This window comes from Mycobacterium sp. (assembly GCF_032162105.1).
GTDB lineage: Bacteria > Actinomycetota > Actinomycetes > Mycobacteriales > Mycobacteriaceae > Mycobacterium.
Genome location: NZ_JAVRPS010000184.1, coordinates 1 through 13,919, shown reverse-complemented (window position 1 = coordinate 13,919; position 13,919 = coordinate 1). Strand labels below are relative to the sequence as shown.

The 13,919-nt window shown below is 65.2% G+C and carries 14 protein-coding genes and 2 pseudogenes; 6 read left to right on the top strand and 10 right to left on the bottom strand.

Annotated features, from left to right (window positions below; all coding sequences use genetic code 11):
• Together QOC69_RS09635 and QOC69_RS09630 are read right to left on the bottom strand one after the other, a co-directional pair.
• Positions 1–170, bottom strand: a pseudogene (locus QOC69_RS09635) (acyl-CoA dehydrogenase family protein); the annotation flags it as partial.
• Positions 171–289: 119 nt separating this feature from the next.
• Positions 290–1,663 (bottom strand): serine/threonine-protein kinase, encoded by a 1,374-nt coding sequence (locus QOC69_RS09630; RefSeq protein ID WP_526438758.1) that lies wholly within the window; start codon positions 1,661–1,663, stop codon positions 290–292.
• Between the two features lie 309 nt (positions 1,664–1,972).
• Here QOC69_RS09630 and QOC69_RS09625 point away from each other — a divergent pair, with 309 nt between their 5' ends.
• Positions 1,973–2,689 carry a TetR/AcrR family transcriptional regulator gene (locus QOC69_RS09625; protein WP_526438756.1) on the top strand — a complete coding sequence of 239 codons (717 nt, stop codon included), beginning with the start codon at positions 1,973–1,975 and terminating at the stop codon, positions 2,687–2,689.
• Between the two features lie 206 nt (positions 2,690–2,895).
• Here QOC69_RS09625 and QOC69_RS09620 read toward each other — a convergent pair whose 3' ends face one another.
• The 3 genes from QOC69_RS09620 to QOC69_RS09610 all read right to left on the bottom strand — a co-directional run bounded on the left by QOC69_RS09620 (position 2,896) and on the right by QOC69_RS09610 (position 6,455).
• Positions 2,896–4,293, bottom strand: a complete 1,398-nt coding sequence (locus QOC69_RS09620; RefSeq protein WP_526438754.1) for an NAD-dependent succinate-semialdehyde dehydrogenase — start codon at positions 4,291–4,293, stop codon at positions 2,896–2,898.
• A 120-nt stretch (positions 4,294–4,413) separates the two neighbouring features.
• Entirely contained in the window at positions 4,414–4,722 is a 309-nt protein-coding gene (locus tag QOC69_RS09615) for an Asp23/Gls24 family envelope stress response protein (RefSeq protein ID WP_526438752.1), read from the bottom strand.
• Between the two features lie 20 nt (positions 4,723–4,742).
• Positions 4,743–6,455: a sodium:solute symporter family protein gene (locus QOC69_RS09610; protein WP_526438750.1), complete on the bottom strand. Its 1,713-nt coding sequence runs from the start codon at positions 6,453–6,455 to the stop codon at positions 4,743–4,745.
• Positions 6,456–6,628: 173 nt separating this feature from the next.
• Here QOC69_RS09610 and QOC69_RS09605 point away from each other — a divergent pair, with 173 nt between their 5' ends.
• Genes QOC69_RS09605 through QOC69_RS09595 form a run of 3 tightly spaced genes read left to right on the top strand, consistent with a single transcriptional unit; the run spans position 6,629 to position 9,629 of the window.
• A complete protein-coding gene (locus tag QOC69_RS09605; RefSeq protein WP_526438748.1) occupies positions 6,629–7,420 on the top strand; it encodes a DeoR/GlpR family DNA-binding transcription regulator in 792 nt (263 codons plus the stop codon).
• Positions 7,417–8,517, top strand: coding sequence for a galactose-1-phosphate uridylyltransferase (gene galT / locus QOC69_RS09600; RefSeq protein ID WP_526438746.1), 1,101 nt, complete (start codon positions 7,417–7,419; stop codon positions 8,515–8,517). The genes QOC69_RS09605 and galT overlap by 4 nt, the downstream gene beginning before the upstream one ends.
• 5 nt (positions 8,518–8,522) lie before the next feature.
• The gene (locus QOC69_RS09595) at positions 8,523–9,629 is read left to right on the top strand and encodes a galactokinase (protein WP_526438760.1); all 1,107 of its coding nucleotides are present in this window, start codon (positions 8,523–8,525) and stop codon (positions 9,627–9,629) included.
• 6 nt (positions 9,630–9,635) lie between these two features.
• On the opposite strand, the gene QOC69_RS09590 is transcribed toward QOC69_RS09595, so the two are convergent.
• Both QOC69_RS09590 and QOC69_RS09585 read right to left on the bottom strand, forming a co-directional pair.
• Complete coding sequence (locus tag QOC69_RS09590; RefSeq protein ID WP_526438744.1) at positions 9,636–9,929, bottom strand: hypothetical protein; 294 nt, start codon at positions 9,927–9,929, stop codon at positions 9,636–9,638.
• 104 nt (positions 9,930–10,033) lie between these two features.
• Positions 10,034–10,942 (bottom strand): enoyl-CoA hydratase/isomerase family protein, encoded by a 909-nt coding sequence (locus tag QOC69_RS09585; RefSeq protein WP_526438742.1) that lies wholly within the window; start codon positions 10,940–10,942, stop codon positions 10,034–10,036.
• 209 nt (positions 10,943–11,151) lie between these two features.
• On the opposite strand from QOC69_RS09585, the gene QOC69_RS09580 reads away from it, so the two are divergent.
• Entirely contained in the window at positions 11,152–11,709 is a 558-nt protein-coding gene (locus QOC69_RS09580; RefSeq protein WP_526438740.1) for a GrpB family protein, read from the top strand.
• Between the two features lie 440 nt (positions 11,710–12,149).
• Here QOC69_RS09580 and QOC69_RS09575 read toward each other — a convergent pair.
• The 3 genes and pseudogenes from QOC69_RS09575 to QOC69_RS09565 all read right to left on the bottom strand — a co-directional run.
• Positions 12,150–12,347: pseudogene (locus QOC69_RS09575) on the bottom strand (hypothetical protein); the annotation flags it as partial.
• A gap of 22 nt (positions 12,348–12,369) precedes the next feature.
• A complete protein-coding gene (locus QOC69_RS09570) occupies positions 12,370–12,708 on the bottom strand; it encodes a nuclear transport factor 2 family protein (protein WP_526438738.1) in 339 nt (112 codons plus the stop codon).
• A gap of 46 nt (positions 12,709–12,754) precedes the next feature.
• Positions 12,755–13,117 carry a nuclear transport factor 2 family protein gene (locus QOC69_RS09565; RefSeq protein ID WP_526438736.1) on the bottom strand — a complete coding sequence of 121 codons (363 nt, stop codon included), beginning with the start codon at positions 13,115–13,117 and terminating at the stop codon, positions 12,755–12,757.
• A gap of 100 nt (positions 13,118–13,217) precedes the next feature.
• Between QOC69_RS09565 and QOC69_RS09560 the strand changes: the two genes are divergently transcribed.
• The coding region (locus QOC69_RS09560; RefSeq protein ID WP_526438734.1) for a LysR family transcriptional regulator at positions 13,218–13,919 on the top strand (702 nt) is incomplete at its 3' end.

The window sequence follows — 13,919 nt, the reverse complement described above, 5'->3', positions numbered from 1 at the left end:
CTCGGGGATGGTCATGCCCAGCCAGCCGCCGCCGACGATGGCGTCGTAGAACTCCTGGGGAATTCGTGCTTCTGGTCCTTCTCCATCCAGTACTGATCGTCGAACTTCCCCGCCAGCTCTGCAACGGATTTGCGGATCAGCTCCTGATCCTCGGTCAGCTCGAAGTTCATCCCGCCCGTCACTGCACTCTCCTACACATCGAAAAACACTTGCACACAGTCGGGTTCGCCGGTACAAAAACGTCCGCACCGGCGGATCCGCACTCCTCCTCGTACAGCTCTGAGGTCGGCTACGGCGGCCCGACGAGGTTGCCGCGCCGGACGTTCTCCCGGCACGTCAGCCGGTCCTGGCCCGTTTCCTGGACGCACACCCGAACCTGTTGTTCGACGCCGGGCGTGTACGTCGGGTCACCCGGTGCCGGGACTGCGGTCGGGTCGGGCACCTGACCGGAGTACACGGACCACATGGCGTCACCGGTGCTCGGCAGTCGGGCGCAGTACGCGGGCTGACCGGTGGAGGTCTGTCCGGCGGCGCCGAGCGTTGCGCAGTCGGCCCCGATCAGGACCACCGGCACCACGGGAGGGTTCGGAGCGGGCGCACCCGGTACCTGGGTTGCGGAGCGCGCGGGCGGTGCTGCCGCGGACCCTTGCTCGTCCCGTCCGGTGATGAAGTACGCAGCGACACCAACGCCGAGCACGGCCAGTGCTGCCAGCACGGCGACCACCACCACCTGGCGTTGTCGCGGTTTCGGCGGACGGGTCCGGTGTGGCGACGACGCCGGTGCCCGTTGTGTCGCGTCGTTGACTCCGAGTTCCTCTGCAATGGTTCCGATGCGGGCGCGCAGCGCCGCGGCGAAGTCGGCGCAGGTGTCGTAACGATCATCGGGCGACTTCGCCAGTGCCTTCGAAAAGACCGGGCCGAGGTGAGACAACTCCGGCCGGCGCTTGGCGATTTCGGGTGGCGGTGCGGTGAGGTGCTTGCTGATCACGACCGCCGGATTGGCATCGTGGAACAACGGCATGCCGGTGAGGAGATGGAAAGCCGTGGCGGCCAACGCATACTGATCGGCCCGCCCGTCGATCTTGGTCCCCATCAGTTGTTCTGGCGCAGCATAGGCAACCGTCCCGACCGTCATGGTGGTCGCGGTCAGACGGGTGGCGTCGTCGAGGCGCCTGGCAATCCCGAAGTCGGCCAGGAGTGCGCGTGGCCGTCGCGAGTCGAGGTCGGTCAGCAAGATGTTGGCGGGCTTGACGTCGCGGTGCAGCAGAAGCTTTTGGTGCGCATAATCGAGCGCGCCCGCAACCTCGCCGACCAGCCGCACGACGTCGTCCGGCGGCATCCCGTGGCGATACCTCTCCTGCAGGAACTGCCCGGCGTCGGTGCCCTCCACATAGTCCATCGATATCCACAGTTGATCGTCGAACTCGCCGCGGTCGTGGATTCCCACGATGCTGGGGTGGTAGAGCCGGGCGACCATGTCGGCTTCGCGCTCGAACCGTTCACGGTATTCGTCGTCGGCGCTGACGTCCCTCCGCAGGATCTTGATGGCCTCTTGCCGGGGCAGTCGGGGATGCTCGGCGAGATACACCTCGCCCATTCCTCCCGTTCCCAGCTGCCTCACGATGGTGTACCCAGCGAAGGTCTGACCGGGCGCCAGCGGCATGCTTCCTCCTACTACGCGCCACGACGCGTTGGCCGGGAGTACCCATTCTGACTCGGGGACCTTCGCTGGGGAGCGGATCGGGACTCTACGCGACGTCAGCGGCCATGGGCCGTAGCGGACCAACCAGGCACGTGGGACGACGACGATGGCCGGTCCAGCGCCTCAATCTCCGGCGCCGTCAGGCGGCAAAACGGGCGGAACGTGCCTTTTCTCATAGGTCTTCTTTAATGGCGTGAATGAGAATAGTATTCTCGTCATGAGAAAGTTACAATCTCAGGCACGTTGGCTGCAAGGGGGTCTAGCACCGCAATGCCCAAGCGTTCTCCGGTACAGTTCATCCATGTTCTCCCCAATCAGCCCGCCTCCGAGCAGCTGGTGAGCAGCCCCAGCGAAGAACCGGCGTGGAAGCAGCGCGCAGTCGAACGGTCGATCAAGACGGCGAAACTGCGTGCCGCGCAACGGGTGCAGCGCTTCCTCGATGCGGCCCAGGCAATCATCATCGAGAAGGGCACCACGGACTTCACCGTGCAAGAAGTAGTCGACCGCTCCCGTCAGTCGCTGCGGAGCTTCTACCTGCAGTTCGACGGTAAGCACGAGTTGCTTCTCGCGTTGTTCGAGGATGCGCTCAGCCGGTCGGCCGAGCAGATCCGCGCCGCTACGGCCGGTCAGTCCGATCCCATTGAGCGGCTGAAGGTCGCCATCGAGCTGCTCTTCGAGTCATCGCGTCCCGACCCCGCGGCGAGAAGGCCACTGTTCACGGACTTCGCGCCGCGCCTTCTGGTGTCCCATCCGTCCGAGGTCAAGATCGCCCACGCGCCGCTGTTGGCGCTGCTCATCGAGCTGATGGAGGGTGCCGCCGAGGCTGGCAAGCTGCGCCCCGAGATCAATCCCAAGCGGTGGGCGGCCATGACCATGCAGACGGTGATGTTCGTCGCGCAGTACAGCGGTGAGGATGACGCCACGGTCGAGCCCATTTCGGCCGACGAAGTGTGGGATTTCTGCGCGAACGGATTCGCCGCCAGCTAGCGTGAGAATCGCATTCTCGCACCGGTAGAATTTCGCTTACAGTCAGTGCGTGCCCGATCTCCGGTCCGACCTGCTCGCCTCCCTGAACTTCGATGCGGCACCGTCCGACTCGCACTTCATTGCGCGCCGATCTGCCAGATGTTCCACACGCTACCCATTGATCGGCGCGGGCAGCTCCCTGAAGTAGCCGCTTCGCTCGTTACTGCTCAGTCGGCGACGTAATACAGCCGCTTGTTGGCGAATTCGTCCATCCCGAGCGGGCCGAGCTCACGACCGAAACCGCTGCGCTTGACGCCGCCGAACGGCACCTCTTGGCCTTCGTTGGCGGGGGTGTTGACGTTGGCCATGCCCGATTCCAGACGCTGGGCGATCTTCGCCGCACGCTCGCGATCTGTGCTGAACACTGCACCACCAAGCCCATAGTCGGAGTCGTTGGCCAGCGCGAGCGCCTCGTCGTCGCTGGCAACGGAGTAGACCACCGCGACGGGCCCGAACAGCTCCTCGCGGTAAGCCCGCATCTCGGGTGTGATGCCGGTCAGGACCGCGGGCGAATAGTAGGCCGCAGGGCCCTCGCCGAGCACTCCCCCGGCGTGCAGCGTCGCGCCCTTGGCGATGGCGTCCTGAACCTGCTCGTCCAGTGTCTCGGCCGCCTTGCGCGACGACAGCGGCGCGAATGTTCCGTCCGCGGCCTCTGCCGGATCACCCGGCTTGAGGGCCTTGGCCCGCTCGACCAGCCGACCGACGAAACCTTCGAAGATGTCGTTGGTGACGATCATCCGCTTGTTGGAGTTGCAGGCCTGCCCGGTGTTTCCAATTCTGGTGTCCCACGCCAGATCGGCCGACGCCGGCACGTCGTCGGAGTCGAGCACCACGTAAGCGTCGGACCCGCCGAGCTCGAGCACGCACTTCTTCAGGTTCTTGCCCGCGATTGCCGCCACCACCGAGCCGGCGCGCTCGGAACCGGTCAGCGAGACCCCGACGACACGACGGTCACCGATGATCTGTTCGACCTGCTCATAGGACGCGAACAGGTTGATGTACACGCCACGCGGAACCCCCGCCTCTTCCATGATCTCCTGGACGGCCAGCGCAGACTTGGGCACGGACTCGGCGTGCTTGAGGATTACGGTGTTGCCCAACACCAGGTTTGGGGCCGCGAATCGCGCGATCTGGTAGAAGGGGTAGTTCCAGGGCATGATGCCGAGCAACGGCCCGATCGGGAGCTTCTGGACATAGGCCTTGCCATGCGAGAGCGTCTTGATCTCCTGATCCGACACCAGCCCCGGACCCTCGGTGGCGAAGTAGTCGAAGATGTCGCCGCAGAAGTCGGCTTCGCCGACCGCTTCGGGCAGGGGCTTGCCCATCTCCTCGGTGGCGATGGCGCCGAGTCGGTTGGCGTGCTCCTTGAAGAGCTCCCCGACGCGGGCCACGATCCTCGCCCGTTCGCTGATCGGGACGGCCTGCCATGAGCGATACGCCGCCGCGGAGTCGGCGAGTGCCGCCTCGACCTCGTCGGCGCTGGCGATGTCGAATGTCTCGCCAACGGCACCGGTTGCCGGATTGACGACTTGGTACACGGGTTGGGTGGACACGGTAGCGGTCATGAATCGACTCCCTTGACGACTTGGTCTACCCAATCTAGCCGCGGAGGGAAGACCCGCAACGGGTACCCGGCATCCTCCAATGGCCCGATGACCAGAACGCTTGACTCCGCGCGATCGAAGCTATGGCGCCTCGGGCGTCTCGCCGGACGCCGGCTCGGCCTGTTGGGGCCGCAGCGGGCGCAGCAAGGCCCAGGCGAAGAAGACGGCCCCGATGGCGAGCAGGATGAGCCCCACCCACCAGTTCGCGTCGGTGCCGATGTACAGGTCGGTGCGGTCGTTCGCGGCGGCCGGATCGTTGTGGTCGCCAAGAATGGCGGGCACGAATCCGGCGATGGTGAGCAGCACGCCGTAGATGGCGAGCAATGCACCGACGATGTTGCGGATGTCGAACAGATGCAGCAACACCGGGCGGGGATGTGGTCGGGTCATGGTGGCTCCTCGCAGAGATCTCAGTGGAAGACGATGTTGAGGGCGATGACGAGGACGAGCATCACCGAGGCCAGCGGAACCGGCCGCTGGAACCACGGTCTGCCTGCGTCGGCCGGATCGGTGCGGATGTCCACCGGCGTCTCGGAGTAGACGAAGCCGACCAGATCGGCCGACGGTTTGGGTGTAGTCACCATGCTGACGGCGACGCTGACGGCGATGTCGACGATGAACGCGGCGGTGGCAGCCAGGAAGGGCATACCCTGCCCTGGCAGATCGATGATGCCGACCTTGGACAGGATGAACACGGTCACCGCGGCCAGCGTTCCGGCCACCAAGCCGGCCCAGCCGGCGGTGGCGGTCATCCGCTTCCAGAACATGCCAAGGATGAAGGTCGCGAACAGCGGTGCGTTGAAGAACCCGAACAGGGTCTGCAGGTAATCCATCAGGTTGGAGTAACCCGCGGCGATCAGGGCAGTGAAGATCGCCAGGATCGTCGCAGCCACCGTCGCGTACCGGCCCACCTTGATGTAGTAGTCGTCGGATCGGTCCTTGGCCACGTACTGCTGCCAGATGTCATAGCTCAGAACGGCATTGAACGCCGAGATGTTCGCGGCCATGCCCGCCATGAAGGACGCCATCAGACCGGCGACGGCAACGCCGATCAGACCGTTGGGCAGGATGTCGCGGATCATCAGCAGCATGGCGTCGTTGTAGGTGACGCCGCCCGAGCCGGTGGCCTTCAGATGGATCATGTCCCCGATCGTCGCGGCGGCGATCATGCCTGGCACCACCACCACGAAGGGGACCAGCATCTTGGGGAACGACGCGATGATCGGCGCGCGCCGTGCCGCCGACATCGAGTCCGATGCCATGGCGCGCTGGACCTCGACGAAGTTGGTCGTCCAATAGCCGAAGGACAGCACGAATCCGAGCCCGAACACGATCCCGATCACCGACCAGACCGGGCTACTGAAACCGCTGAGCGCCTGGCCTGGCCAAGAGGACAGCTGCTCGCCCACCGACGCGGTCACCGAGCCGTCGGACTTGGTGGCGTCGATGACCTTGTCCTTCAGCCCATTCCATCCGCCGACCTTGATCAGCCCGAACACGGTCAGCGGGATCAGCGCGGCGAGGATCACGAAGAACTGCAGCACTTCGTTGTAGATCGCCGCGGACAGGCCGCCCAACGCGGTGTAGGTCAACACGATTGCGGCGGCGATGATCAGCGATACCCAGCGTTCCCAGCCGAGCAGCACGTTGATGATGGTCGAGAGCAGGAACAGGTTGACTCCGGCGATGAGCACCTGGGCGACGGCGAAGCTGATGGCGTTCACCAGGTGTGCGCCGGTGCCGAAGCGGCGGCGCATGAACTCGGGAACGCTGCGCACCTTCGAGCCGTAGTAGAACGGCATCATCACCACGCCGAGGAACAGCATCGCCGGGACGGCGCCGATCCAGTAGTAGTGCACGGTCGCCAGCCCGACCTGGGCGCCGTTGGCCGACATGCCCATGATCTCGACGGCGCCCAGATTGGCCGATACGAACGCCACACCCGTGACCCAGGCGGGCAGACGGCGCCCGGACAGGAAGAAGTCGAGGCTCGAGGAGATCTGGCTGCGGGCCATGTAACCAATGCCGAGAACGAAGACGAAGTAGACCGCGATCAGCACGTAGTCCAGTACTCCGACGTTGACCCGCAGTACGTTCTCAGCTGCCAGCACGGTGGCCGTCATCGATGAACTCCATTCGTCGAGTGATGCGGATCACTTCACATGTTCTTACTTTAACAAACAGAAAGCAACACCTCGAACCGTGATCGTCTTCAGCTCGGGGGTTGTCATGTTTGTTATTGTTCGTTTTACCTGGGACTGTACGACCACAGCGCACAGGGAGGAGGCCTCCGGCGATGCTTGCCGACGAACGACGCGGCCTGATTCTGCGTGTCCTGCATTCCGCCGGTGCGGTCCGGGTGGCCGACCTGGCCGCCGATCTCGACGTGTCCGAGATGACCGTCCGCCGTGACCTCGATGCCCTGGACGCACAGGAACTGTTGCGCAAGGTGCACGGCGGCGCGGTGACCCGCCACAAGCGGGGCGAGGAACCATGGTCGTCGGTGAAGGCCGGTCAGCAGCGGGCGCAGAAGGCGGCCATCGCGGCGCTGGCCGCCGAATCCGTCGAGGACGGCATGACCATCGCGATCGGCGCAGGCACCACGACCACCGAACTGGCCCGCGTTCTGCGGCAGCGGCCTTCGATCACCGTGATCACCAACTCCATCAGCGTTTTCCGCGAAATGACCGATCCATCCGGTGCCGGCAGCGATGCTCCACTGGTCTACCTCAGCGGTGGTGTCCGCACTCCGTCGGATGCGCTGGTCGGGCCGGTCGCCGATGCGGCGATCGCGTCGTTCCGGGTGGACGCCACCTACCTGGGCGTGCACGGATTCGACCGCAAGGCCGGCTTGACGTCCCCGAATATCGCTGAGGCGCAGACGAACCGGGCACTGATCGACATCGCCGGCCGGCTGGTGGTGCTGGCCGATCACACCAAGTACTGCGAAGTCGGCACCAACGTGTTCGCGCGGCTGACGCAGGTCCACACGCTGATCGTCGACGACGGTCTGGCCGAGGATGATCGGGCCGCCGTCGGCGCGCAGGTCGGCTACCTCCTGATCGCCGAGGTGGGCGCAGCGCGATGACTGGCCACACGACCACCCCGACGGCGTGGACTCTGGCCGACGGCCGCGACCTGCTGTTCTTCGCACTGCCGGATCACCTCCCGGCACCGGTACGAGATCGACGGCCACTGCCGCAGCGGGTACATGACCAGTCCGAGTTACGTTTTGACCGCCAAACCGGTCAGTGGGTGATCATCGCGGCGCTGCGCCAGGACCGCACGTACAAGCCGGTCGCCGGCGACTGCCCGTTGTGCCCTGGCCCGTCCGGACTGACCAGCGAAGTGCCCGCCCCCGATTACGACGTCGTCGTCTTCGAGAACCGCTTCCCCAGCCTGGCCGGGGCGGACGGACCGGCCGCCGCGCCGCCCCGCATCGACGGCACCGGGTTCGTCACGGCGCCTGGTCACGGCCGCTGCGAGGTGATCTCGTTCTCTCCCAGCCACGACGCATCATTCGCCGAACTCGCACCCCGGCACGCCCGCCTGGTCGTGCAGGCCTGGCGGCACCGCACCGCCGACCTGATGAACCGCCCCGGAATCGAGCAGGTGTTCTGCTTCGAGAACCGCGGCGAGGAGATCGGGGTCACGCTGACCCATCCGCACGGGCAGATCTACGCCTACCCCCATCTGGCGCCGCGCGCCGCGGACATGCTGCGCCAGGCCCGGGCACACCGGGAACGCAACGGCACCAACCTGTTTGCCGACCTCCTCGCCCACGAGTTGACCGACGGCAGTCGTGTCATCGCACGAACCGCACTGTTCACCGCGTTCGTGCCGTTCGCCGCGCGCTGGCCGGTGGAGGTGCACATCTATCCGAACAGATTCGTGCACAACCTCACCGATCTCGATGACGCGGAATTGGACGGGTTCGCCGACATCTACCTCGACGTCCTGCGCCGGTTCGACCGAATGTATCCGACACCGCTGCCCTACATTTCGGCGCTGCATCAGTACGCCCACACCGATGTGCAACGGGACGGCTACTTTCACGTCGAGCTGATGTCGGTGCGGCGCAGCGCCACCAAACTGAAGTTCCTGGCCGGCTCCGAGTCGGCGATGGACGCGTTCATCAGCGACGTGACACCCGAGAGCGTCGCCGCGCGGTTGCGGGAGGTGTGAGCATCATCGATGCCAACCGCGTGATCACGTATTCGGCACCGGGCCGGATCAACTTAATCGGTGAGCACACCGACTACAACCTGGGTTTCGCCTTGCCCATCGCGCTTCCGGAGCGCACCGTGGCGACGTTCGAACCCGGCGACGGCGAGGCGATCACGGTGCGCAGTGACCGTGACGGCGGCGAGGTACGGATACCGCTCGACACCTCCCCGGGCGGGGTCACCGGCTGGGCGGCCTACGTCGCCGGGGTGGTGTGGGCACTGCGCCGCGCCGGGCACCGGGTCCCCGGAGGTGTCCTTGCGGTCACCAGTGGCGTGGAGATGGGATCGGGGCTGGCTTCGTCGGCGGCGCTGGAATGCGCGGCCCTCGGCGCGCTGGTCACCGCAGCAGGGGTCGGGGTGGACCGCATCGACATGGCGCGGATCGCGCAGCGCGCCGAGAATGACTACGTCGGCGCCCCAACGGGTCTGCTTGACCAACTGGCCTCGCTGTTCGGTGCGCCGCGCCACGCTCTGCTGATCGACTTCCTGGACACCACCGTCGCACCCGTGCTGTTCGATCCCGACGCCTCCGACGTCGCGTTGCTACTGATCAACTCCCGCGCCCCGCACCGCCACGCCGGCGGCGAATACGCCGAACGTCGCAAGGCCTGCGAACGCGTCGCCGCCGATCTGGGGCTCTCCTCCCTGCGTGAGGCGCAGCAGAGCGGGCCGTCGGCCCTGACTGCGGTGCACGACCCGGTCGATGCCCGCCGCGCCCGGCACATCCTCACCGACAACCAACGCGTCCTCGATGTCGTTGCAGCGCTGCGGGATTCCGACTTCACCGAGGTGGGCCGAAACTTCACCGCCTCCCAGGCGTCGATGCGTGATGACTTCGCCATCACCACAGACCACATCGATCTCATCGCCGATACCGCGGTAGCGGCCGGGGCACTGGGAGCACGCATGACCGGGGGTGGCTTCGGCGGGTGTGTGATCGCCCTGGTTCCCGCCTCCGAGCAGCAATCGGTCGCCGACGCGGTACGCCGGGCGACGCGCGACGCCGGATACGTCGAACCGGCCATCACCCGCACCCACGCCGGCGCAGGCGCAGGCCGGGAGAGCCGTTAGACCCGATCAGGACTGCGTGCCGGCGGGTCGGGCCACCAGACCGGCGGCGCGGGCGGTCCCGACGGTGTGCTCCCAGGAGAGCTGCCCGACGGCGAGCGCGGCGCACGCTGCGGCCAAAGTCATCACCGACGCGCCCCAGTGCACCCACCCCGCTCCGCTTTGCGGGTCGGCGAGCAGAAATAGCGAACTCCCGGCGGCGACCGCGACCATCACACCGAGCGCGATACGTTGCCGCCGCGGACGCGGCCTGTCGGAGGCGTCGGCGGGCGGCTGTGTCGGCGATGGCACAACAGCGGTCATGGTTCAACGGTGCCGGGGGCTCTTAGGCAAAGCCCAAGGCGCGGCTGAGAAGTGGCTGTGAGTGCTGCGCTCGTCGCTGGGCGTGGGGTTGCGGATTGCGCCCGCTAGCCGTCAGCCCTGACTTTGTCCTTGACCGAATTGACGACCGGCGGCGCCTCACGCCAGTTCGGGACACCGTCGGATTCGTTCGCGACCGGGAACCCACCACCATGCGCCTGCGACCAGTGGCTGTGGTTGAGCTGGTGCAGGGTGAAGCAGGCGTTGAGCGAGTTGTAGAAACCCTGGTTGTCCATGGTCTGGTTGACCGACTCCTTGATCAGCAGCGCCGCCATCGTGGGCACCTTCGCGATGCGGCGGGCGAACTCCAACGTGCGGTCGGCCAGTTCGTCGGCGGGGAACACCTTCGACACCATGCCGAGCTGATGGGCCTCGTCGACCGACAATGAATCGCCAGTGAGCATGAGTTCCTTGGTCTTTCGCGGCCCGAACTCCCAGGGGTGGGCAAAGTACTCGACGCCGCACATCCCGAGCCGAGTGCCGACGACGTCGGCGAAGCGCGTGTTGTCCGCGGCTACGATCAGGTCGCAGGCCCACATCAGCATCAGCGCCGCGGCGTACACCTCGCCGTGCACCTGGGCGACGGTGATCTTGCGCAGGTTGCGCCACCGGCGGGTGTTCTCGAAGAAGTGATGCCACTCCTGCAGCATGAGCTTCTCGGCGCCCTCGCGCGTCGCTCCGTTCACCTGGAAGCTGGGGTGCTGATCGGGACCGGGCGTGTACTCCGACATCGACTGCTTCGACCCCAGGTCGTGGCCCGAGGAGAACATCGGCCCGTTGCCGCCGAGGATCACGACGCGGACGTTGTCGTCGGCCTCCGCTTCGAGGAACGCTTCGTTGAGTTCGACGAGCAGACCGCGTTGCTGCGCGTTGCGCTGGTCGGGTCGGTTGAGCATGATCCGGGCGATGGTGCCCTCGTCGAGGGTCTCGTACGTGACGAAGCGGTAGTCGGCCATGAATCGCACGCTATTCCCTCGACGAGGGCATTACGGCAGGGGGTGTGTGATGTCTACGACCAAGGAGCCAGCATGATCAAGAACGGCAGCCGCCTGCTGAGCCAGGTATGCGACACCCAGGTGATCGTGGTGTGCAGCGCCGACAGCCTCGACGCGGCTTAGCACGATCTCAATCGTGCGACTCAGCCACGACGAACTAGTTTGGGTTGATGGCCGATACGGCGATCGAGATCGCCGACTACGACGCAGATTGGCAGAGGGCGTTCGCCGAGCAGCGTGACCGGGTATCGATGGCGTTGGGACGCTGGCTGTCAGCGCCGATAGAGCACGTCGGATCTACCTCGGTGCCAGGACTGGCATCCAAACCGATCGTCGACATGCTGGCCCCGGTCACGTCCCTGCCCGAAGCACACCGTGCGGTGCCGATCCTCGAGGAGGCCGGCTGGCTGTCGTGGCCATCGGATCCGAACCGTTCTTGGCGTCTCTGGTTCTTGCGTCCACGGCCGGATGCTCGAACCCATCACCTCTACCTCATCCAGCACGACGACCCGCACCTGCGGGAGTTACGTCTGTTTCGCGATCTCCTACGATCGCAACCCGAATTGCGTCAACGGTACGAACTGTTGAAATACCGTCTCGCCGAGGCGTATCGCGATGACCGCGAGGCGTATATGGAGGCAAAGGGCCGCTTCGTGGAAGCAGCGTTGCGAGAGGCGGGCACGGAGCCGCAACCGCGACTTCGGTCCTGGCAAGCGAACAGCTGTTAGCTGCCATGCGCGAATGCCTGAAACGAATCTGACCTTCAAGGTCATTCATGAGACCGGTGCGGCAAAATCGATTGCCAACGTCGGGGCCGAATTGTCACAATGAGTATTGCCGAGTACGACTGTGCGACTACAGCATCCTGTGGTCTGCCCGGTCCGGGAAAACCGAGGGGGATTCGGACAATGCGGTGTCGCAAGGGCGACGCAGTCACTGCGCGCCGACAGATCGAAGGCATGGACGTTCCGCTCGTACCCGTGGGCTGCCGCGGAACGGTGCTTACGACCACGACGTTCGGTAGACCCAAGAAGGTGTTCTTCGCCGTCTCTGACGGCTGGGGGCTCAAGCGATTCCACGTGAACGTGCGGCCAGGCGATGTGGAGTGGCGAGGTCGAGAACACTGACGAGTGTACTTCGGTCCGGCCAATGAGGCTGCCGGAGCTCATCACTCGACGATCAGGGTGTTAGCCGCAGTGTCCAGAGTCGCTACTGCTCCGAGTGGCACGGTTGCGGGGTGGTCGCCGTGGCCGAGCGGCAAACCGCCGAGTATCGGAACGCCCAACCGCGAGAGGTGGTCTCGCAGCAGGCTGACGATGGTTATGCCCTTGCTGGGCTTGAACTTCGTGAACTGACCAACTGCGACGCCGCTGGTCCCAGGACACTGATTACATCTGTGCGATGAGCTCGCGTGGGTCGAAGGTGACCCGGATTCGGGCGATCTTGCCGTCGACGATGTGCATCCAGTTGGCCGTCGGTGTCGGGGAGGCCCTCTCGGTGTGCAGGTTGAACCACGTCAGCACGTCGGTTTCTTCGACGAACACCTTGACGATGTCGATGTCGGTAAGCATCTGCGCCATGCGTTCGAGGCCGGCCACGCAGTCCTCTTTGCCGTCCGCTGTACCAAGCGGGCCGCGGAAGCTCACGTCATCGGCGAGGATCGACCGCAAGCTGTGGAAATCCCTGGTCTTCCAGGCGATGAAGTACCTGGCAGCTGTCGAACGCACGCCATCGCTCATTGGGTATCTCTCGATCGAGTGTTCGGCCGGTCGTTCACGGGCCCGCAGTGAACTCGGGTTGATCGAGTACACGTAGCCAGCTGCCGTCGGTCTGCCGGCGAACGACCTGGGCGCGGGCGCCGGCGTCATCCTTGGGCGCCGTTGAGGTCAGCGCGATGTCACCCACGATCAAGGTCGGCAGCGGCTCTTCCGGTTCGAAGTGTGGCCGGTTGGCCAGCACCTTCTCCCATAGGGTCTGAATCGCCGCTCTGCCCACGGTCTGCCCACCCGGAGGGTAGGCGAGCATCGCGTCTTCCTCGTAAAGCAGAGCGACTCCTTCGGCGTCGCCAGCGTTGGAGCGGTCGACGAAGAGTCGGGTCAAATCCTCAGGGCAGAGCGCCTTCTCGCGGGTTGTCATTGTCGTCCTTCCGTCTCGATTTCGTTCGATGACTCCACCTTGCACGGAGAATATTCAGAAGTCCAACAGATTGTTCTTCCACAAACTATAATCTCTTATTATGGAATTGCGGCAGTTGCAGTACTTCGTTGCGGTGGCGGAGGAGGCGAATTTCACTCGGGCGGCACAACGCGTTCACATCAGCCAATCGGGCGTCAGCGCCCAGATACGCCAGCTCGAGCGTGAGCTCGGCCATCAGCTGTTCGACCGTTCGACACGGATCGCGAGGTTGACGGCGGCCGGCGCGGCCGCACTCGAGCCCGCCCGTGCCGCACTTGCGGCAGCCTCAAGCGTGCAGGAGGCGGTGGACGAAGTCGCCGGCCTGTTGCGCGGGCGACTCAGCATCGGCATGGTGATCGGCTGCACCATAAGGCCGCTGTTCATCGCCATGGAGAAGTTCCACCGAGATCATCCAGGCGTGGAAATCGCCGTCCAGGAAGGCAATTCGGACCGAATGATCGACACGGTCCGCTCGGGTGAGCTCGATGTTGCACTGATCGGAGCCGCCGGTGAACCGCCCGACGGGCTCGAGGCGATGACCATTGTCAGTGAGAACCTGGCTGCTCTGGTGCCGTTGGGGCATCGACTGGCCAAACGACGGCGGCTGGCGCTGGATCAGCTGGACGGCGAGCCGATCGTGTCGATGCCCGTTGGCACCGGAATCCGTGCCGCCGTGGATATCGGCTGCGCAGCGGCGGGGTTCACCCCCGACATCACGATCGAGGCGAACGCAGCAGATACCGTGGCGGACCTCGCCGAACGC